Source organism: Patulibacter sp. SYSU D01012 (genome assembly GCF_017916475.1).
GTDB lineage: Bacteria > Actinomycetota > Thermoleophilia > Solirubrobacterales > Solirubrobacteraceae > Patulibacter.
The window spans coordinates 186,694-204,619 of record NZ_JAFMTB010000002.1 but is presented as its reverse complement, the minus strand read 5'-3'; the positions used below and the strand labels follow the sequence as shown (position 1 = coordinate 204,619).

Annotated in this window: 18 protein-coding genes and 1 riboswitch; of the genes, 9 read left to right on the top strand and 9 right to left on the bottom strand. The window is 75.5% G+C overall.

All coding sequences use genetic code 11. From position 1 onward, the window contains the following. Positions 1-11 precede the first annotated feature (11 nt). On the top strand, positions 12-746 hold the full coding sequence (locus tag J3P29_RS20735) for a peptidylprolyl isomerase (RefSeq protein WP_210493284.1): 735 nt from the start codon (positions 12-14) through the stop codon (positions 744-746). Positions 747-758: 12 nt separating this feature from the next. On the opposite strand, the gene J3P29_RS10400 is transcribed toward J3P29_RS20735, so the two are convergent. Together J3P29_RS10400 and J3P29_RS10395 are read right to left on the bottom strand one after the other, a co-directional pair. Then, positions 759-1,310 (bottom strand): GNAT family N-acetyltransferase, encoded by a 552-nt coding sequence (locus tag J3P29_RS10400; RefSeq protein ID WP_210493283.1) that lies wholly within the window; start codon positions 1,308-1,310, stop codon positions 759-761. A 68-nt stretch (positions 1,311-1,378) separates the two neighbouring features. Next, on the bottom strand, positions 1,379-2,035 hold the full coding sequence (locus J3P29_RS10395; RefSeq protein WP_210493281.1) for a hypothetical protein: 657 nt from the start codon (positions 2,033-2,035) through the stop codon (positions 1,379-1,381). A 55-nt stretch (positions 2,036-2,090) separates the two neighbouring features. On the opposite strand from J3P29_RS10395, the gene J3P29_RS10390 reads away from it, so the two are divergent. Continuing rightward, a complete protein-coding gene (locus J3P29_RS10390) occupies positions 2,091-3,185 on the top strand; it encodes a metallophosphoesterase (protein ID WP_210493280.1) in 1,095 nt (364 codons plus the stop codon). A gap of 43 nt (positions 3,186-3,228) precedes the next feature. Here J3P29_RS10390 and mscL read toward each other — a convergent pair whose 3' ends face one another. Next, entirely contained in the window at positions 3,229-3,615 is a 387-nt protein-coding gene (gene mscL, locus J3P29_RS10385) for a large conductance mechanosensitive channel protein MscL (protein ID WP_210493279.1), read from the bottom strand. 113 nt (positions 3,616-3,728) lie between these two features. Between mscL and J3P29_RS10380 the strand changes: the two genes are divergently transcribed. Then, a complete protein-coding gene (locus J3P29_RS10380) occupies positions 3,729-4,325 on the top strand; it encodes a J domain-containing protein (protein ID WP_210493278.1) in 597 nt (198 codons plus the stop codon). A 219-nt stretch (positions 4,326-4,544) separates the two neighbouring features. On the opposite strand, the gene J3P29_RS10375 is transcribed toward J3P29_RS10380, so the two are convergent. After that, positions 4,545-5,009, bottom strand: coding sequence for a nucleoside 2-deoxyribosyltransferase (locus J3P29_RS10375; RefSeq protein ID WP_210493276.1), 465 nt, complete (start codon positions 5,007-5,009; stop codon positions 4,545-4,547). Between the two features lie 87 nt (positions 5,010-5,096). Here J3P29_RS10375 and J3P29_RS10370 point away from each other — a divergent pair, with 87 nt between their 5' ends. Further along, positions 5,097-6,038: an aldo/keto reductase gene (locus J3P29_RS10370; RefSeq protein ID WP_210493275.1), complete on the top strand. Its 942-nt coding sequence runs from the start codon at positions 5,097-5,099 to the stop codon at positions 6,036-6,038. Positions 6,039-6,041: 3 nt separating this feature from the next. On the opposite strand, the gene J3P29_RS10365 is transcribed toward J3P29_RS10370, so the two are convergent. Further along, positions 6,042-7,475 carry an MFS transporter gene (locus J3P29_RS10365; protein WP_210493274.1) on the bottom strand — a complete coding sequence of 478 codons (1,434 nt, stop codon included), beginning with the start codon at positions 7,473-7,475 and terminating at the stop codon, positions 6,042-6,044. Positions 7,476-7,644: 169 nt separating this feature from the next. Between J3P29_RS10365 and J3P29_RS10360 the strand changes: the two genes are divergently transcribed. Beyond that, positions 7,645-8,379, top strand: coding sequence for a DUF3159 domain-containing protein (locus tag J3P29_RS10360; RefSeq protein ID WP_349239816.1), 735 nt, complete (start codon positions 7,645-7,647; stop codon positions 8,377-8,379). 3 nt (positions 8,380-8,382) lie between these two features. Here the strand turns inward: J3P29_RS10360 and J3P29_RS10355 are convergent, their stop codons facing one another. Next, positions 8,383-9,438 carry a DNA topoisomerase IB gene (locus J3P29_RS10355; RefSeq protein WP_210493271.1) on the bottom strand — a complete coding sequence of 352 codons (1,056 nt, stop codon included), beginning with the start codon at positions 9,436-9,438 and terminating at the stop codon, positions 8,383-8,385. 151 nt (positions 9,439-9,589) lie between these two features. After that, entirely contained in the window at positions 9,590-10,741 is a 1,152-nt protein-coding gene (locus J3P29_RS10350) for an amidohydrolase family protein (protein WP_210493270.1), read from the bottom strand. Between the two features lie 58 nt (positions 10,742-10,799). Further along, positions 10,800-10,947: riboswitch (cyclic di-AMP (ydaO/yuaA leader) on the top strand. Between the two features lie 6 nt (positions 10,948-10,953). On the opposite strand from J3P29_RS10350, the gene J3P29_RS20405 reads away from it, so the two are divergent. The 3 genes from J3P29_RS20405 to J3P29_RS10335 all read left to right on the top strand — a co-directional run bounded on the left by J3P29_RS20405 (position 10,954) and on the right by J3P29_RS10335 (position 14,966). Continuing rightward, positions 10,954-11,787: an NlpC/P60 family protein gene (locus tag J3P29_RS20405; protein ID WP_210493269.1), complete on the top strand. Its 834-nt coding sequence runs from the start codon at positions 10,954-10,956 to the stop codon at positions 11,785-11,787. 258 nt (positions 11,788-12,045) lie between these two features. After that, positions 12,046-14,049: an acyl-CoA dehydrogenase family protein gene (locus J3P29_RS10340; RefSeq protein ID WP_210493268.1), complete on the top strand. Its 2,004-nt coding sequence runs from the start codon at positions 12,046-12,048 to the stop codon at positions 14,047-14,049. A 218-nt stretch (positions 14,050-14,267) separates the two neighbouring features. Continuing rightward, positions 14,268-14,966, top strand: a complete 699-nt coding sequence (locus tag J3P29_RS10335) for a hypothetical protein (RefSeq protein ID WP_210493266.1) — start codon at positions 14,268-14,270, stop codon at positions 14,964-14,966. A 116-nt stretch (positions 14,967-15,082) separates the two neighbouring features. Here J3P29_RS10335 and J3P29_RS10330 read toward each other — a convergent pair whose 3' ends face one another. Further along, positions 15,083-15,961 (bottom strand): SDR family NAD(P)-dependent oxidoreductase, encoded by an 879-nt coding sequence (locus tag J3P29_RS10330; RefSeq protein ID WP_210493265.1) that lies wholly within the window; start codon positions 15,959-15,961, stop codon positions 15,083-15,085. After that, on the bottom strand, positions 15,958-16,854 hold the full coding sequence (locus J3P29_RS10325) for an SDR family NAD(P)-dependent oxidoreductase (protein ID WP_210493263.1): 897 nt from the start codon (positions 16,852-16,854) through the stop codon (positions 15,958-15,960). The genes J3P29_RS10330 and J3P29_RS10325 overlap by 4 nt, the downstream gene beginning before the upstream one ends. Before the next feature lie 190 nt (positions 16,855-17,044). Between J3P29_RS10325 and J3P29_RS10320 the strand changes: the two genes are divergently transcribed. Continuing rightward, positions 17,045-17,902 (top strand): siderophore-interacting protein, encoded by an 858-nt coding sequence (locus tag J3P29_RS10320; protein ID WP_210493261.1) that lies wholly within the window; start codon positions 17,045-17,047, stop codon positions 17,900-17,902. Positions 17,903-17,926: the final 24 nt, after the last annotated feature.

Genomic DNA, 17,926 nt, shown 5'->3' with positions numbered 1-17,926 from the left:
ATCCTGCGCGCGTGCCCCTCTCGTCCCGTGCGGCCCGCCGCCTTCCCGTCCTGCTCACCGCCGCCGCCCTGGCGACCGGCCTGGCCGCCTGCGGGGGCGACGACGACGCCTCGTCCGACGCGGGGAAGACCACCGCGACGACGACCGCCACCACGGCGTCCACCGCCACGACGACCACCGACGCGACGGACGCCGGCTGCCGCGAGGTCGCGGCGCCCGAGCCCCGGTCGGGCGAGCCCGACGCCCCACGGCCGAAGCCCGCGCGCCTGTCCGGCCGGTGGACGGTGCGGATGGCGACGAACTGCGGGTCGTTCACCATCCGGCTGGACACGAAGCGCCAGCCGCGGACGAGCGCGTCGTTCGTCTCGCTGACGAAGGCCGGCTTCTTCGACGGCCTGACCTTCCACCGGATCTCGCCCGGGTTCGTCATCCAGGGCGGCGACCCGGCCGGCGACGGCACCGGCGGTCCGGGGTACTCCGTGCGCGAGACCCCGCCGAAGGACGCCGCCTACACGCGCGGGGTCGTCGCGATGGCGAAGACGGGCGCGGAGAAGGCCGGCACGTCCGGCAGCCAGTTCTTCGTCGTCACCGGCGAGGACGCGGGCCTGCCGCCCGACTACGCGATCGTCGGCAAGGTGACCCGCGGGATGGACGCGGTCGACCGGATCGCCGAGCAGGGCACCGGGGCCGACGGGCCGCCGGCGACGCCGATCGTCATCCAGAAGGCCATCGCGTCCGCGGGCTGAGCCCGGCGGCGCTCAGGCGCCGCCGACCGCGGCCCGGGGCACGCGCTCCGGCCGCTCCCAGCGCAGCTCGTACAGCTGCCGGTCGCCGTCGTCCTGCACGACGCGCAGGCCCGCGGCGCGCAGCACCCCGTGGCTGGCGGGGTTGACCAGGTCCGTGTCGGCGCGCAGGCCGCGGATGTCCGGCCGCTCGCGCGCCCAGCGCACGAGCGCGTCGAGCATCTCCGTCGCGAAGCCCTGGCGGCGGCGGCTCGGCGCGATGCCGAACGTGACGAGCGCGACGCGGTCGTCGTCGGGCGGCTCCAGGAACGTCAGGTCGCCCACGACGACGTCCTCGCCCTCGAGGATCACCTGGTACTGCGTCCAGGGGGCCACGTCGCAGCCGCCGGCGTCGGCCCGCCGCGCCTGCACCATCGCGGCGGAGACGAGGCTCTCGTCGAGCGGGTACCCGTCCGCCCACGGGCGGTCCGGATCCTGGAGGCCCTGGAGGAGGGCGTCGAAGTCGCCGTCCGCCATCGGACGCACCCGCAGGCGGTCGGTGCGCAGGCTGCCGTCGGCGTCCGTCACGCCCCGAGGCTAGCGGCCCCCGGGGACGCCCAGGGGGTTTCTTGCCGGCCGGACCGCCGCCGCGCCGCTCAGCCGCGGCGGCGGGCGGCGCGATTCGTCGGCTGCCGCTGCGCCGCGGCCTGCTCCTGCCGCGACGCGGCCGCGCGCGCCTGGCGGCGGCGCCCGAAGAGCACGAGCGCCACGATCGCGCCGACCGCCAGGAGCAGGCCGAGCAGGATCGACGCGTCGAGCGCCAGGCCGCCGAAGGGCAGCGAGATCAGCGCGACGATGCCCGTGCCGACGGCGACGAGCAGGACGATGATCAGGAGGATGAGCAGCACGCCGCGGGCGCGGGCGAGCCCGCCGGCGCCGGGGGGCGGGACGAGCAGCCCGGACAGGCGCAGCAGGAACAGCTGGCGGCCCGACGGCGCCTCCTGGCCCAGGCGCTGGGCGGCGGCGCGCAGGTCGCCCGAGCGGCGGTCGGCGAGCGCGAGCGCGGCCTCGGCCATCCGGCGGATCTGGGGGCGCTCCTGCGGACGAGCCGCCGCGATCGCCTCCTGGAAGTACTTGCGGGCGGCGGCGCCGTCGTAGCGCTCCGCCGCGCGGCTGCCGAGGATCGCGCGGGCGGCGGACCGGTTGCGCGTCTCGCGCAGCAGGTCCTCGTCCGAGCGCTGCTCGAGCGCCTGCATGGCGGCCATGCCGCCCCGCTGCTCGATCCGCATCTGCCGCTGCTGCTGCTTCGCCATCCGCGGGCGATGGTACTAGCCGCGCGCGGTGGCCGTCCGGCATGCTCTGGGGTGGATGCGCACCCTCGTCATCTCGGACCTGCACCTCGGAGGACGGGGCGGACGGGACGTGCTGCGGCGGCCGGTGGCGCTCCGGGCGCTGCTCGAGGCCCTCGACGGGATCGACCGCCTGGTGCTGCTGGGCGACGTCGTCGAGCTGCTGGAGGGCCGGGTGGCCGGCGCGCTCGCCGACGCGCGCCCCGTCCTGCGGGCGATCGGCGGCGCGATGGCCGGCGGCGAGGTCGTCGTCGTGCCGGGCAACCACGACCACCTGCTCGTGCGTGCGTGGCTGCGCCGACGGCGCGCCGCCGACCAGCACCTGGGCGCGTCGACGCGGGTGCCGCGCGACGCCACGGAGCCGCTCGAGGAGGTCACCGCCGCGCTGCACGACCCGGGCGCGCGGGTGCGGGTGCACTACCCGGGCGCGTGGCTGGGCGAGCACGTGTACGCCCACCACGGCCACTACCTGGACCAGCGGCTGGCGGGCGGGCCGCTCGCGCGCCTGGCCCGCACCGCCGAGGAGGCCGGCCTGGGCCCCGCCGACGTCTACGAGGTGGGACGGGCGCCGTCCGTGGCCGCCGCGTCGCTCGTGGTGCGCGACCTGCCGGACGGCTTCGAGGAGGGCGTGGAGCGTCTGAGCGGCATCGCCCGGTCCATCGGCAAGGCCGTGCTGGGCCGGGACGGCGCGCAGACGGCGGGGGCCCAGGCGCGCAACGAGCGGATCGCGGCGGTGAGCTCGGTGTGGCTCGACCGGCGGCTCGAGCGCGCCGGCCTCTCCAGCCTGCGCCGGGTCGCCGACGACCTGGGCGTGCTGCCGCGCGCGCGGCACGTGCTCTTCGGCCACGTGCACCGGCTGGGGCCGCTGACCGCCGACGAGGCGCTCGGCGCCTGGCGCCCCGATCCGGACGGCCCCTGGCTGTGGAACTCGGGGTCGTGGGTCTACGAGCCGCTCCTCGTCCGGCCGGGCGAGACGATGAGCCCGTACTGGCCGGGTGGCGCGCTGCTGCTCGTCGACGACCGCACGCCGCAGGTGCAGCGGCTCCTGGACGACGTCGCGCTCGACGACCTGCGCCCGCCGCTGCCCGCGCCGGAGCCGTCCGACCGGACCTGAGCCCGACCCCGCGCGCGGCGCCGGCCGGGCCTGCCGCCGGGGCTCAGGATCCGGGCCGCGCCATCAGCGCGTCGCGGATCTGCCGCAGGATCACGACCTCGTCCGCCACGACCTTCTCGTCGTCGACCTTCGCGCCGCCGCGCAGCTGCGTCACCCGCACGATCGTGCGCACGACGAAGAAGAGGACGGTGCCGATGAGCAGGAAGTTGACGAGGGCGGTCAGGAACGTGCCGACCTTGATCGGCGTGTCGCCGAGCATCACGACGATCTCGTCGAAGCTCGGCTTGCCGACGATCGCCGCGATGAGCGGCATCATCACGTCGTTCACGAGCGACTTGACGACGGCGGCGAACGCCGTGGCGAGGATGAACGCCACGGCGACGTCGACGAGGCTCTCCTTGAAGAGGAACTTCCTGAGGTCCTGCAGCACGAGGGTCTCCGGTCTCGGACGGTGCGGACCGGCCGGGCGGCCGGGCCTGCGCCGGGCGTTCGGCGCGCTGCGCCCCGGTCCTGCCCGGTGCGTGCCACGATGAGGGCGTGGCCGTGTCCTCCGGAGTCGATCCGCGCGAGGTGCTCGGCGTCGGCCCGGACGCCGAGGCCGCCGAGATCACCGCCGCGTTCCGCCGCCTGGCCAAGCGCTGGCACCCCGACCACGCCGCCGACGCCGCGACGAACGACCGGATGGCGCTGCTGAACGCGGCCTACGCGGCGCTGCGGGCGCCCGCGCCGGCCCCCGAGCCGCCGCCGCGCCCCGACCCGGCCGCCGCGCCCGCGGCCGCCGTGCGCCGCGCCGACCTGGCGCCCGCCGTCCGTCGCGCGCTCGGCGCCGAGCTGCGCCGCGCCATCGAGCCCGGCGAGGACGTCGGGCTGGTGGTGCCGGCGTCGACGTGGGCCAGCCCGCAGACGACGCTGGCCGTGACGGGGCGCCGGCTGCTGTGGCTGCTGGACGACGCGCCGGTCCACCGGGTCCGCACGCTCGCGCTCGGCGACGTGACGGACGTGCGCGTGCGGCCGCCGCGGCCGTGGCGCCGCCGGGCGCAGGTCGTCGTGACCGACCGCCGGGGCCGCCGGACGACCTTCGGCGAGCTGCCGCTGCCGACGGCCGCCGCGGTCGCCCGCCGCATCGGCGCCGGGCGCTGAGAGCGGTCGCCGAAGCGCCCGGTGCGGCCGTCGGCGCCACGTCGCCTGCGCGCGCGTGGCCGCGCGCCGGCCCCCGGCGGACGAGCGTCGTCCCGGCGGGCTAGGATTGCCCGCGCAATGGACGACTGGTCGCTCTTCATCTCCTTCATCCTCGGCGCGCTGGTGCTGGCCTACGGCATCAACCTCGCGGCCGGCGCCGTCTGAGCCCGCCCGGCGCGGTCAGGCGACCGCGTCGGCCCGCAACCGCGCGACGAGGTCCGGCGTCGAGGGCAGGATCGCCCCGCCGGACAGCGCCACGAACGCCTCGACCTGCAGGTTGAGCGCGACGCCGTCCTCGCCGGCCTGCCGCAGGTCGCTGCGAACGCCGTAGCACCGCAGCCCCAGGCCGGCCGCGAAGCCCAGCTCGGCGACGGTGCCGCTGTCTGCCTCCTGCCCGTCCAGGTGCGCCACGAGCAGGCGGCAGCCGCGGATCGCCTCCGCGTTGCGCCGGCCGATCTCGAGCGCCATCGCGCGCTGGCGCCCCGCCGCGGCGGCCGCCGCGATCTCCTCCGCGCTCGTCAGCGCCCACGGGTCCACCGGGTCGACCACGCCGGCCAGCGCGGGCAGGAACACGTCGGCGTACCACCCCCGGGTCGTCTCGGAGAACCCGGCGGGGCTCGCGACGTAGCAGCGGGGGCGGGCCATGGGGCCACGGTAGCGGGCCGGCGGGGCCGGACCGGCCGAGCGTCGGACCGTCCGGGGCGCCGACGGGCCGTTGCTAGCGTCGGACGCATGGCCCGACTCGGCAGCACCGATCTCGACGTCCACCCGCTCAACCTGGGCGGCAACGTCTTCGGCTGGACGGCGGACGAGGCGACGTCCTTCGCCGTCCTCGACGCCTACGCGGACGCCGGCGGCAACTTCGTCGACACGGCCGACGGCTACTCGCACTGGGTGCCCGGCCACACGGGCGGCGAGTCCGAGGCGATCATCGGCCGGTGGCTCGCCCGCCGCGGCCGGCGCGACGACGTCGTGATCGCGACGAAGGTGTCCTCGAAGCCGGACCGGAGAGGCCTGGCGCGCGAGAACGTGCTGGCCGCCGCCGACGAGTCGCTCGCGCGCCTGGGCTCCGACCACATCGACCTGTACTACGCGCACTTCGACGATCCGGACACCCCGCTCGAGGAGACGCTCGGCGCGTTCGACGAGCTCGTCCGGGCGGGCAAGGTCCGCTACCTCGCAGGCTCGAACTACAGCGCGGAGCGGCTGGCCGAGGCGCTCGCGATCCAGGAGCGCGAGGGCTTCGCGCCGTGGGTCGCGCTGCAGCCGCACCTCAACCTGGTCGAGCGGGCCGGCTACGAGGACGGCGGCCTCCGCGACGTGGCGCAGCGCCACGGCCTGGCGGTCCTGCCGTACTACGCCCTGGCGAGCGGCTTCCTGACCGGCAAGTACCGCGACGCCGAGGCCACGGGCGCCAGCCCGCGCGCCGCGGGCGCCGCGAAGTACCTGGACGACCGCGGCCGGCGCGTGCTGGCGGCCCTCGACGAGGTCGCCGCCGCGCACGACGTGCCGGTCACCGCGGTGTCGCTCGCCTGGCTCGTCGCGCAGCCGACGGTGTCGGGCGCGATCGCCAGCGCGCGGGAGGTCGGCCAGCTGGACGCGCTGCTGACGGGCGTGCGCCTGACGCTGGCCGACGACGAGCTGGCCGCGCTGGACGCGGCGTCGCGCCCGTAGCCCTCAGGCGGCGGCGCCCTCCGGCGCGACGGCCTCGGCCACCCGGCCGCCGGCGGGGCGGCCCGGGATGAGCAGCGCGACGAGGGCGCCGACGACGAGCGCCGCGGCCCCCATCGCGAAGGCGGCGGTGAAGGCGGTCTCCTTCGGCAGGCCGGTGGCGGCGACCACGCCGCTGGCGAGCATCGTGCCGGCCACCTGGCCGCCGACCGCGCCGCCGACCGTCCGCATGACGGTGTTCATGCCCGTCGCGACGCCCGTCTGGTCCTGGCGGACGGCCGCGACGATCAGGTTGGCCAGCGCCGCGAACGACAGCCCGATGCCGACGCCGAGCAGCGCCGAGGCCAGGTAGACCTCCCAGTGGTCGCCGTGCGCGACCGCGAGCAGCGCGTACGAGGCCGCGGCGAACAGGCAGCCGGCGACGAGCGACGCCTTCGCGCCGAACCGCCGCTCGATCCAGCCCGCGGCGGGGCCGACGGCGAGCATCGTGATCGTGGAGGGCAGCAGGAACACGCCGGCGGCGGTGACGGACGCGCCGAACCCGTACCCGGTGCTCTCCGGCTCCTGCACGAACTGCGGGATCAGGATGAACGAGGTGTACAGGCCGACGCCGACGAGCAGCGCGGCGACGTTCGTCGTCCACACGCCGCGGATCCGCATCATCCGCATGTCGACCAGCGGGTCGCTCGACCCGAGCTCGGAGCGCACCCAGCCGCCCAGCACCACGAGGCCCGCCAGCAGCAGGCCGAGCGTGCGGCCCGAGCCCCAGCCCCAGTCGGACGCCTGGCTGACGGCGACGAGGACGAGAACCAGGCCGAGCGACAGGAGGGCGCCGCCCGCCCAGTTGATCCGGCCCGGCGCGGTGATCGGCGACTCGGGGATGTAGCGGTACGTCGCGACCGCGGCGAGCAGGATCGCCGGCAGCGGGATCCAGAAGAGCCAGTGGTAGGACAGGTGGTCGACGATGACGCCGGCCAGGACGACGCCGGCGCCGCCGCCGATGCCCAGCAGCGAGGACATCAGGCCGATCGACCCGGCGACCTTCTCGCGCGGGAACTCGTCGCGGATGATCGCGAAGGCGAGCGGGAAGATGCCGCCGGCGGCGCCCTGGATCACGCGGCCGACGATGAGCACCTCGACGGACGGCGCCAGCGCGCACACGACGGTGCCCGCGGCGAGCGCCACCAGGACGGCCAGCAGCACCCGCTCCTTGCCGTGGATGTCGCCGAGGCGGCCGAGGATCGGCGTGGCGACCGACGCGGCCAGCAGGTAGCCGGTCAGCACCCACGAGATCGCACTCGCGGACGCGCCGGTCTCGCGCGCGATGTCGGGCATCGCCGGCGCCACGAGGGACTGCAGGAGGGAGTAGGAGACCGCGCCGAGCACGAGCACGGCGAGGGTCAGGTTGGGGTGTGATCGGCGCGCGATCGTCGTCTTCATGGAGGGCGGGGCTCCGGAGGGAGGGGAGAGCAGGGGAGAGCGGCGGCCCGCGGGAGGACGGGCGCCGGCGTCCGGGCCCAGGCGGACCGGGGACCGGATGCGACATGCAAGTATGCCGGGCGCTCCGGCGGGCCCGGCGCCCGCGGCCGCACCGCTACGCTTGCCGCCCGTGCCCGAGCCGTCCAGCCCCCCTCCGCGCGCCCCGGAGCCCGAGGCCGTCGCGGCGGCTCCCGCCGCCGCGCCCGACGGCCCCGCCGCCGCCATCGGCCGCGACGGGACCGCCGCGCCGCCGTCGATCGCCGAGGCCGTCGGCGGGCCGCTCGGGATCGCGGAGTCCGCCCTGCCGGCGGCGCTCTTCGTCGGCGTCTACACGCTCGGGGGCCGCGACACGACGGTCGCGGCGATCGTCGCGGTCGCCGTGGGCGCCGTCCTGACCGCGGCGCGCCTGCTCCGGCGCCAGACCCCGCAGTTCGCGATCTCGGGGCTCGTCGGCATCGCGCTGGCCGGCTTCATCGTCTCGCGGACCGGACGGGCGGAGGACTTCTTCCTGCCCGGGCTGCTGACGAACGTCGCCTACGCCGCCGCCTACCTGGTGTCGATCCTCGTCCGCTGGCCGCTGATGGGCCTGGTGATCGAGAGCCTGTCCGGCGATCCGACCGGCTGGCGCAAGGACCCGGCGAGGGTCCGCCTGTACTCCCGCGTCAGCTGGATCTGGGTCGGCCTGTTCGCGCTGCGCCTGGCGGTGCAGCTGCCGCTCTACCTGGCCGGCGCGCTCGTCGCGCTCGGCGTGGCGCGCGTGGCCATGGGCATCCCGCTCTTCGCCCTCGGCATCTGGCTGACGTGGCTCGTCGTGAAGCGCGCGGCGCCTGCTCCGGCGGCGCCCGCCGCGCCCGCCGCGCCGTAGGCGCTACTCCTCGACCTTCGCGAGCGCCGGCGACTCCTCGCCGGCGTCCCGCAGCAGGTCGCGGACCGCGTCCTCCAGGGCGATGCGGCCCTCGGGGTCGATGAACGCCTCGGGGCCGCCGAGCTCGTCCACGCGGGCCGCGATCGTCCAGCCCGAGTCGTAGCGGTCGAAGACGCGCGGGTCGATGTAGGACGAGCGCGCGACGGCCGGCGTGTTGCCGAGGAAGTACGCGACCTCCTTCACCGTGTCGACGATCGCCTGCGCGTGCCGCTTGCGGGACCCCGCCGCGTCGTCGGCCTTCACCGCGATCCCGATGGCGGCCAGGACCGTGCCGTTCCAGGTGCGGAAGTCCTTCGCGGAGCACTCCCCGGCGTGCTCCTTCAGGTAGTCGTTGACGTCGTGGGGGTGCAGCTCGTGCCAGCGCCCGCCGTCCTTGTAGGCGAGCAGGCGGTTCTTGCTGCCCCGGCGCCGCTTGAGCGTCTCGACGACGTCGACCACCTCGTCGTCGGCGATGACCTGGATCCGGCGCTGGCCGTGCTTGGCGGTGTAGTCGAAGACGACCTGGTCGTCGTCGATCTTCACGTGGCGCTGCTCCAGGGTCGCCACGCCGTAGGTCTCGTTCTGCTCGGCGTAGTCCTCCGAGCCCAGGCGGAAGAAGCCGAGGTCGAGCAGGCGCACCGCGCAGGCCAGGGCGCGCTCACGCGGCAGGCCGTCCAGCCGCAGGTGCTCGAGCAGGGTGGCGCGCAGACGGGGGAGCATCGCCGCGAACTCGAGGACGCGCTCGAACTTCTCGCGGTCGCGCTGGGCCCGCCAGGCCTCGTGGTACAGGTACTGCTTGCGGCCGGCCTGGTCCGTGCCGGTGGCCTGCAGGTGGCCGTTCGGCCACGGGCAGATCCAGACGTCCTTCCAGGCCGGCGGGATGACGAGCGCGGCGATCCGCTCGAGCGTCGCCTCGTCCGTGACCTTCGCGCCGTCGGGGTCGCGGTAGAAGAAGCCCTTGCCGGCGCCCACGCGCGTGATCCCGGGGGTGGAGCAGTCGGCGCGGCGGAGGCGAGGCATCGTCGGGGCTCCCTCTGCCCCGCCGGGCCTGCCGCGAAAACGCGCCGGGCGCGGCGCGCCGGGCGGGCGACGACGCGGTAGGGGCGCGGACCGCGCCCGGACGGCAGGCGCCGCCTGCGCCCGGCCACCGCACCTCGTGCGCGACGCGCGGCTAGAGGGCGACCGGCGGCACGCCCGCCGACGTCGTCGCCGCCAGGAAGCCCGCGACGACGGCGTCGAGGACGGCGGCCATCCGCGCGGGGGCGTCGTCGTCGGCCGCGGCGGCCAGGCGCTCCTCGGCGCGGGCGAGCAGGCCGTCGACGTACCGCAGCAGCTCGGCCTCGGGACCGGTCCCGGTGGTCTGCGCGCCGCAGCGCGCGAGCGCGACGGCCTCCGTCGCGTCGACGCCGCGGTAGCCCAGCTGCATCGCCACGGCGGTGTACGAGGCGACCCGCTCCAGCGGCAGCGACCGCTCGCCGAGGCGCGCGGATCCGACCGCGCGCCCCAGGTCGACGGGGTCGGCGCCGGTCACGACGCGGTCCAGCTGCGCGCCGACCATCTCGCGCACCGCGTCGTCCGGGATGCCGACCGCCGCGCAGCAGCGCAGGAACGCGAACGCGCTGAACGTCCCCGGGCCGTACGGCATGTCGCTCGCGTAGAGGATCTGGCCGGGCGGCACCGTCGCGAACAGCTGGAGCAGGTCGGACGGGTGCCACCAGGACGTGTCGAAGAACAGGTTGGGCAGCCGCGCGGCGGGCTCGGCGAGCAGCCCCAGGTCCGACACGGCGGCGTGGGCGAGGATGAGCCGCGCCCCGGGGTGGCGCTCGGCGAGCGCGACGGCGGCCTCGGACAGCTGCGGGATGCCGCGGCCCGCGTGGAACAGGACGGGTCCGCGCCGCTCGGCGGCGAGGGCGACGACCGCGTCGACGTCGGGGTGGGTGAGCGCGAACGCGTCGCTGCGCGGGTGGAGCTTGAAGCCGAGGGCGCCGGCGTCGAGGCAGCGGCGGGCCTCCTCGAGCGCGCCGGGGGCCCCGGGGGCGATGCGGGCGAGCGGCAGCAGGCGGCCGTCCGACGCGCGGGACGCCTCGAGCACGACGTCGTTCGCCTGGCGGTAGCCGTCGGGCTCGTGCATCGCGAACGTGAGCGCGCGCTCGTGGCCGGCGTGGTCCAGGCCGGCGAGGATCTCCTCGGCCGTGGCCGTCATCCCGTCCGGGTCGTGCTGGCCGATGTGCGTGTGGGCGTCGAACCAGCGGGCCGGGCCGAGGCGCTCCTGGAGCGCGTGCGCGATGGTCGTCAGGTCGGCGGGGGGCGGCGGGACCGGCATCGGGGCCACGTTACCCGTGCCCGTCCGGGGGTCGACACACGCGGGGAAATCCCTGCTAGGTTGCCCCGAGCCGAATCGCCGGAGTCCGTCCGGCGAGCGGGGGACCCACTCCCCACCTGGGGCGAATTCGCCGTCCACGCGGCGGAAGCGCAGCTCTTTCCGCGCTAGCCCGTCAGCTAACCCCGCAGGCCGACGAAAGAGAGCAGACACCCGTGCAACGCATCACTCGCGGCGCAACCCTCGCGCTGATCCTGACGCTGGCCACCGCGTCCGCCGCCCAGGCGGACGTGCCGACCGGCGGCACCTCCGCCGCCTCGACGACGAGCGCCACGACCACCACGACGGCGCCGCCCGCGAGCGACGCGGCCGCCAGCACCGGCGAGGGCGCGGCGTCCGCGGTCTCGCCGACCCGGACGGTCACGCTCACGCGCACGCAGACCAAGCGCGTGCAGCGCAAGGTCCACGTGCGCCCCGACGGCAAGGTCGGCCTGCAGACGCGCCGGGCCATCCGCAAGTACCAGAAGCGCCGCGCCCTGAAGTCGACGGGCCGCCCGAACCTGCAGACGCTGAAGGCGATGCGCCTGTCGTTCGCGTCGTCCATCGAGCAGAAGCTGGCCCGCTCCACGTCGCCCGAGGCGAAGGAGGCCGGCAGCACCGGCACGACGTCGGGCCCGGCCTCGTCCGCCGCCCTGCAGACCGCGATCGACACCGCCCGGGCCCAGATCGGCGTGCCGTACCAGTCCGCGGGCACGACGCCGAGCGGCTTCGACTGCTCCGGCCTGATGGTCTACGCGTTCAAGGCCGCCGGGATCACGCTCCCGCGCACGAGCTTCGACCAGTACGGCGAGGGCACCGCCGTCGAGAAGGCCGCCATCCAGCCGGGCGACCTCGTCTTCTTCGACACCGCCGGTCCGGGCGCGTCGCACGTCGGCATCGCCACGAGCGCGACGACCGTGATCTCGGCGACGACGAAGGGCGTCATGGAGCACCAGATCGACGACGACTACTGGGGCTCGCACTACCTTGGCGCGCGCCGCCTGAGCTGAGCCGTCGCGGCCCGCGCCGCACGCACCGCAGTCCGACCGACGGGCCGCCCTCCGGGGCGGCCCGTCGTCGTTCCGGCGTCCCCGACGGCCGGGGGGAGGGCGCCTCCGGGCCGCCCCGCACGGACGGCGGGCGCGGAGGCTCTGTGCGCGGCCTCCGGCCGGGCTCGCCATCCGGGCCCGGGCGCGCTACCGTGTCCGGAGAACGGATTGACTGACCAGTCAATCTAGCCCCGCCCCCGGACCCTGGAGCCACCACCCGTGAGCACCGAACCGACCAGCGCCGAGTCCCGCAAGTTCGCCGAGGAGGCGCGCGAGACCGAGTGGCGCCTGCCGTCCTTCGGCAAGGAGCTGTACCTGGGCGACTTCCGCCCGGACCTCATCCACCCGCAGCCCGCGGACGACCCGGAGAAGGCCGCCAAGGGCGAGGCCTTCCTGGCGAAGCTGAAGACCTTCCTGGAGACGAAGGTCGACGCGATGCAGATCGAGCGGGACGCGAAGATCCCGGACGAGGTCATCGACGGCTTCAAGGCGCTCGGCGCCTTCGGCATGAAGGTGCCGACGAAGTACGGCGGCCTGGGCCTGTCGCAGGTCGACTACAACCGCGCGCTGGCGATGATCGGCACGTGGCACGGCTCCCTCGGCGCGCTCCTGTCGGCGCACCAGTCCATCGGCGTCGCCGAGCCGCTCATGCTCTTCGGCTCCGAGGAGCAGAAGCAGAAGTGGCTGCCGAAGGTCGCCAAGGACCACATCTCCGCCTTCCTGCTGACCGAGCCGGACGTCGGCTCCGACCCGGCGCGCGTCGCCGCGGCCGCGGTCCCGACCGAGGACGGCAAGGGCTACCGCATCACGGGCCGCAAGCTGTGGGCGACGAACGGCGCGATCGCCGACATCGTCGTGATCATGGCCCGCGTGCCGAAGTCCGAGGGCCACCGCGGCGGCGTCTCGGCCTTCGTCCTGGAGTACGACTCCGAGGGCGTGACGGTCCAGCACCGCAACCAGTTCATGGGCCTGCGCGGCATCGAGAACTCGGTGACCCTCCTCGAGGACGTCTACGTCCCGAAGGAGAACCTGATCGGCAAGGAGGGCCAGGGCCTGAAGATCGCCCTGTCCACCCTGAACACCGGCCGCCTGGCGCTGCCCGCGATCTGCGCCGGCTCGGCGAAGTGGGCCGCCCGCATGGCCCGCGAGTTCGCGTCCGAGCGCGTGCAGTGGGGCAAGCCGGTCGGCGAGCACGACCCGGTCGCCCAGAAGGTCGCCTTCATCACCGCCACGGCGTTCGGCCTGGAGGCGCTCGTCGACGTGACGGGTCGCCTGGCCGACTCGAAGCGGTCCGACATCCGCATCGAGGCCGCGGTGGCGAAGCTCGTCGGCTCCGAGCTGGGCTGGAAGGTCATGGACGAGCTCGTCCAGATCCGCGGCGGCCGCGGCTACGAGACCGCCGAGTCCCTCCAGGCCCGCGGCGAGCGCCCGGTCCCGGTCGAGCGGGCGCTGCGCGACATGCGCATCAACCGCATCTTCGAGGGCTCCACCGAGATCATGCACCTGCAGATCGCCCGCGAGGCGGTCGACCAGCACCTGCAGATCGCCGGCGAGCTCATCGAGGGCGACGGCGGCCTGTCCGAGAAGGCGAAGCTCGCCGTCGGCGCCGGCAAGTTCTACGCGAAGTGGTTCCCGAACCTGACGCACGGCGAGGGGCAGAACCCGCGCTCGTTCGACGAGTTCGGCGCGCTCGCGACCCACATGCGCTTCGTCGAGCGCAACTCGCGCAAGCTCGCCCGCACGACGTTCTACGCCATGGGCCGCTACGGCGCCAAGCTCGAGGCCAAGGGCAACGTGCTGGGGCGCATCGTCGACATCGGCGCCGAGCTCTTCTCGATCGCGGCGGCCGTCACGTACGCCGAGACGCAGAAGAAGCAGCACCCGGAGCGGGCCCGCGAGATCGACGAGCTCGCCGGCCTCTTCTGCCTGCAGGCCCGTCGCCGCGCGAAGGACCTCTTCGCCGAGCTGCGCGGCAACGAGGACGACGCGAACTACGCGCTCGCCCAGAAGGTCCTGAAGGGCCGCTACACGTTCGTGGAGGAGGGCATCCCCTACGACTTCGCGGACCAGCCGCTGTTCGGCGACGAGTACCGCCAGCCGAAGGCCGGCCCGGCGAAGCCCCTCGCCGAGGCGAACGCCCAGGAGGACGCGAAGGCGAAGGCCGACGCGGGCGCCGGCGACAAGCCGGAGTCCGGCCCGAAGGCCGGCACCGCCACCAACTGACGGACCGGCGGCGCTCGACGGAGCGCCGCCCGCCGCCGCGGTCCGACGGGCCCCGGGCGCCACGGCGCCCGGGGCCCGTCCCCGTTCTGGGGGAGCGAGGCGCGGCGTTCGCCGTGCTGCACGTCCCTCCCGGTCGTCCTGCGGGCCGGAGGGGCGCGCACGAAGGACTTCTTGGGCGACGACGCATCCGATCCGCGAGAGGCGCCGTATGACCGGGCATGACGACCTCCCGCGGCACCCGCCTCCTCCGCACGATCCCCGCCTTCGCCGTCACCGGCGTGCTGGCCCTGGGCGTCACCGCCTGCGGCAGCGACGACGACACGTCGTCCACCGCGAACGACGCCGCCACGACGCAGACGCAGGCCACGAAGCCGGCCGCCCAGGTCGACGACGTCACGGGCGGCACGACGCAGGTCACCCTCGACAAGGGCTTCGTCGAGGCGCTCGGCACGCTGAAGCTGACCCCGGCGCCCGTCGGCGACGCGAAGATCAGCGACGCCGGCGTCGCGAGCTTCCCCGTCACCGGCGGCAACGTGACCTACTACAAGCCCGGCACGGTCTCGCCGTTCGTCCAGGGCGAGCTGGACCACGACGGCTCCGGCCTGTCGCTCACCGGCGGCGGCAAGAAGGTCGAGCTGACGGACTTCAAGATCGATCCGGGCGCGTCCGTCCTGACCGGCAAGGTCTCGGTCGACGGCGAGGTCGCCGCCGAGTCCGCGCCGCTCTTCTTCCTCGACGGCCGCACGCTGCAGCCGCTGCGCACCGCGTCGGGCGGCAAGACCGCGATCCTGCAGGGCACGACGGTGAAGCTCAAGCAGGAGGCCGCCGACCTGCTGAACCAGACGTTCGGCACGGACGCCCTGAAGGGCGGCCTGGTCATCGGCGTGGCGAAGATCTCCGTCCCGACCGGCGCCTGATCCCCGTCGCCGGCGTCCGCGCCGGCGACGCAGACCTTCCCGCAGTCAAACGACGCCGCCGCCCCGGGGACAGGGCGGCGGCGTTCGTCGTTCCGGCGGAGGGAGGGCGACGACGCTCAGTCGCGGTCGCCGTCGTCGTCGTCGGGCTCGATGGCGTCGTCGAAGGGGGCGCGCTGCTTGCGCCCCGGCAGCTCGCGGGCGATGGCCGTGGCCCGCATCCCCGTCTCGACGAGCGCCTGCATGCCGAGCTGCGGCGCCGCGAACGGGAGCTGCCAGACCGGCGTGACCACCGCGCGTTGCCGATGTTCGAGCGCGTGCACCACGCGCTTGGCGGCGTCCTCGACCTTCAGCGGCCTCGTCAGGCCGCCCGGCGTGCTCGACAGCGCCCGGTCGACGCGCTGGTCCTCCTTGACCCCCGCCGACATCTGCGTGTCGACCATGCCCAGGTAGACCACGCCGGCGGTCGTCTCGCGGTGCATCAGCTCCATGCGCAGCTGCGCGATCAGCTCGCCGACGGCCGCCTTCGACGCGGAGTACAGGCCGGTCAGGGGCACGGGGGTGATGCCCGAGATCGAGGCGAGGGCCAGCAGGTGGCCGCCGGTGCGGTCGACGTGGGGGAGGGTGGCCTGGATCGTCCAGAGCGTGCCGTACAGGTTGACGTCGATGACCTTGCGCGCGTCCTCCTCGGGCTGCTCGCCGATCGTGTCGGGGATGACCGTGCCGGCGCCCGCGACGACGCCGACGAGCCCGCCGAACCGGTCGGCCGCCTCGTTCGCGGCGTCGACGACCTGCCCCCGGTCCGTGATGTCGGCCGGCACGCCGATCGCGCCGTAGCCCTCGAGCTCGGCGACGGCCCGCTCCAGGCGCTCGCTCGGGCGCGCCAGCAGCGCGACCTTCGCGCCGCGCTCGGCGAGCTGCCGTGCGACGACCTTGCCGATCCCGCCCGTCGCGCCGGCGACGAGCACGCCGTTGCCCCGCAGCTCCACGCGGCTCATGCGGCGACCTCCTCGGTCGAGCCCTTCTCGCTCGCGGGCGTGTGCTCCGCCCGCGTGCCCATGTCGCGGTCGGCCTCGGACCCGCCCGGCAGCTCCTTGCGCAGCGCCGTCCGGCCCATGAACCACTCCGCGGTGGCGTGGACGAGCGTCTCGGGCCACACGGCCGGCGCCTGCCAGCGCGGGGCCGTGATCGTGCGGGCGCGGCGCTGCAGCCCGCGGACGATGCGGTGCGCGACGTCCTCCGACGTCAGCGGCTTCGTCAGGAACTGGAACGACCCCGCCATGGCGCGCGACGCCCGCGGGTCGCGCTTGACGTCCTGGTTCATCGGCGTGTCGACCGCGGCCAGGAAGACGATCCCGGCGCTCGTCGGCCGGTTCATCGCCTCGGTCCGCACGGTGGCGACGAGGTTGGCGATCGCCGCCTTCGTGGGCGGATACACGCCCGAGAGCGGGATGGGCGCGATGCCGGCGATCGAGGAGATGGCCAGGGCGTGTCCGCCGAGGCGGTCGATGTGCGGCATCGCGGCCTGGAAGGACCAGAGGGTGCCGTAGAAGTTGACGTCGATGACCATGCGGGCGTCCTGCTCGCTCTGCGCCACGAGGGTCTCGGGCCGGACGAGCCCCGCGCCGATCACGCCGCCGATCAGCCCGCCCGTCGTGTCCGCGGCCCGGTCCACCGCGTCGACGACCTGCTGGCGGTCGCGGACGTCCGCGGGGGCGGGCACCGCCCGGTCGCCGAGCTCGGCGGCGATTCGGTCGAGCCGCTCGCCGGGCAGGTCCATCAGGACGGGCCGGGAGCCGAGCGCGACGAGCCGCCGGGCGACGGCCGAGCCGATCCCGCCGGCCGCCCCGGTGACGAGGACGCCGCGGTCTTGCAGGTGCAGTCGGGCCATGCGCGGCCCGTACCCGTTCGTCGCCCGGGCACACGCCGCCCGCCCCGGCGCGTGGCCGGCCGATCGGCGCAGCGGCGCGGGCGCGCGCCGCCGCGCCCCCGAGCCGCGGGACCGTCTGCTGTAAGGTCACCCTAACGTCCGCGTCGGCGAGCGTCCGGACGGGCGCTCGCCGACCGTCCGAAGGAGTCCCATGGCCGACGCGCCCGCCCCGTCCCGCCGCCCCGTTCGGCGGCCCATCCGCACCCAGGTCGAGGAGGTCGTCCGCCTGACGCCGCACATGGTGCGGGTGGTCCTCGGCGGGCCCGAGCTGGAGCGGTTCGTCGCCGGCGAGTTCACGGACCACTACGTCAAGCTCCTGTTCCCGCCGGCGGAGGCGCCGTACGGCATGGACGCCGACATGACCGCCGTCCGCGACGAGCATCCCCGCGCGCTGTGGCCGCGGACCCGCACCTACACCGTCCGCGCCTGGGACCCGGACGCGCGCCGGCTGACGCTCGACGTCGTCACGCACGGCGACGTCGGCCTCGCCGGGGCGTGGGCGGCCCGGGCGGCCCCGGGCGACGTGCTCCAGCTCCTCGGCCCGGGCGGCGCGTACGCGCCCGACCCCGCCGCCGACTGGCACCTGATGGTCGGCGACGCTTGCGTGCTGCCGGCCATCGCCGCGTCGCTCGCGCGCGTGCCGGACGGGGCGCTCGTGCACGCCATCGTCGCGGTCGACGGCCCCGAGGACGAGCAGCCGCTCGAGACCCCCGGCGACCTGCGCCTGACGTGGCTGCACGTCGACGTGACCACGCAGGAGGGCGAGGACCGGCTCGTCGCGGCCGTGCGCGACCTGGCGTTCCCGGACGGCGAGATGCAGGGGTTCGTCCACGGCGAGGCGACGGCGGTGCGGGCCATCCGCCGCCACCTGCTCGCGGACCGCGGGGTGCCGCGGGAGCGGCTGTCGATCTCGGGCTACTGGCGCCGCACCCTCGACGAGGACGGCTGGCAGTCGTCGAAGGGGGACTGGAACCGTCAGGTCGAGGCGGACGTCCCGCAGGCCGCGTAGGGCCCGGTCGGCGCCGCGGGCGCG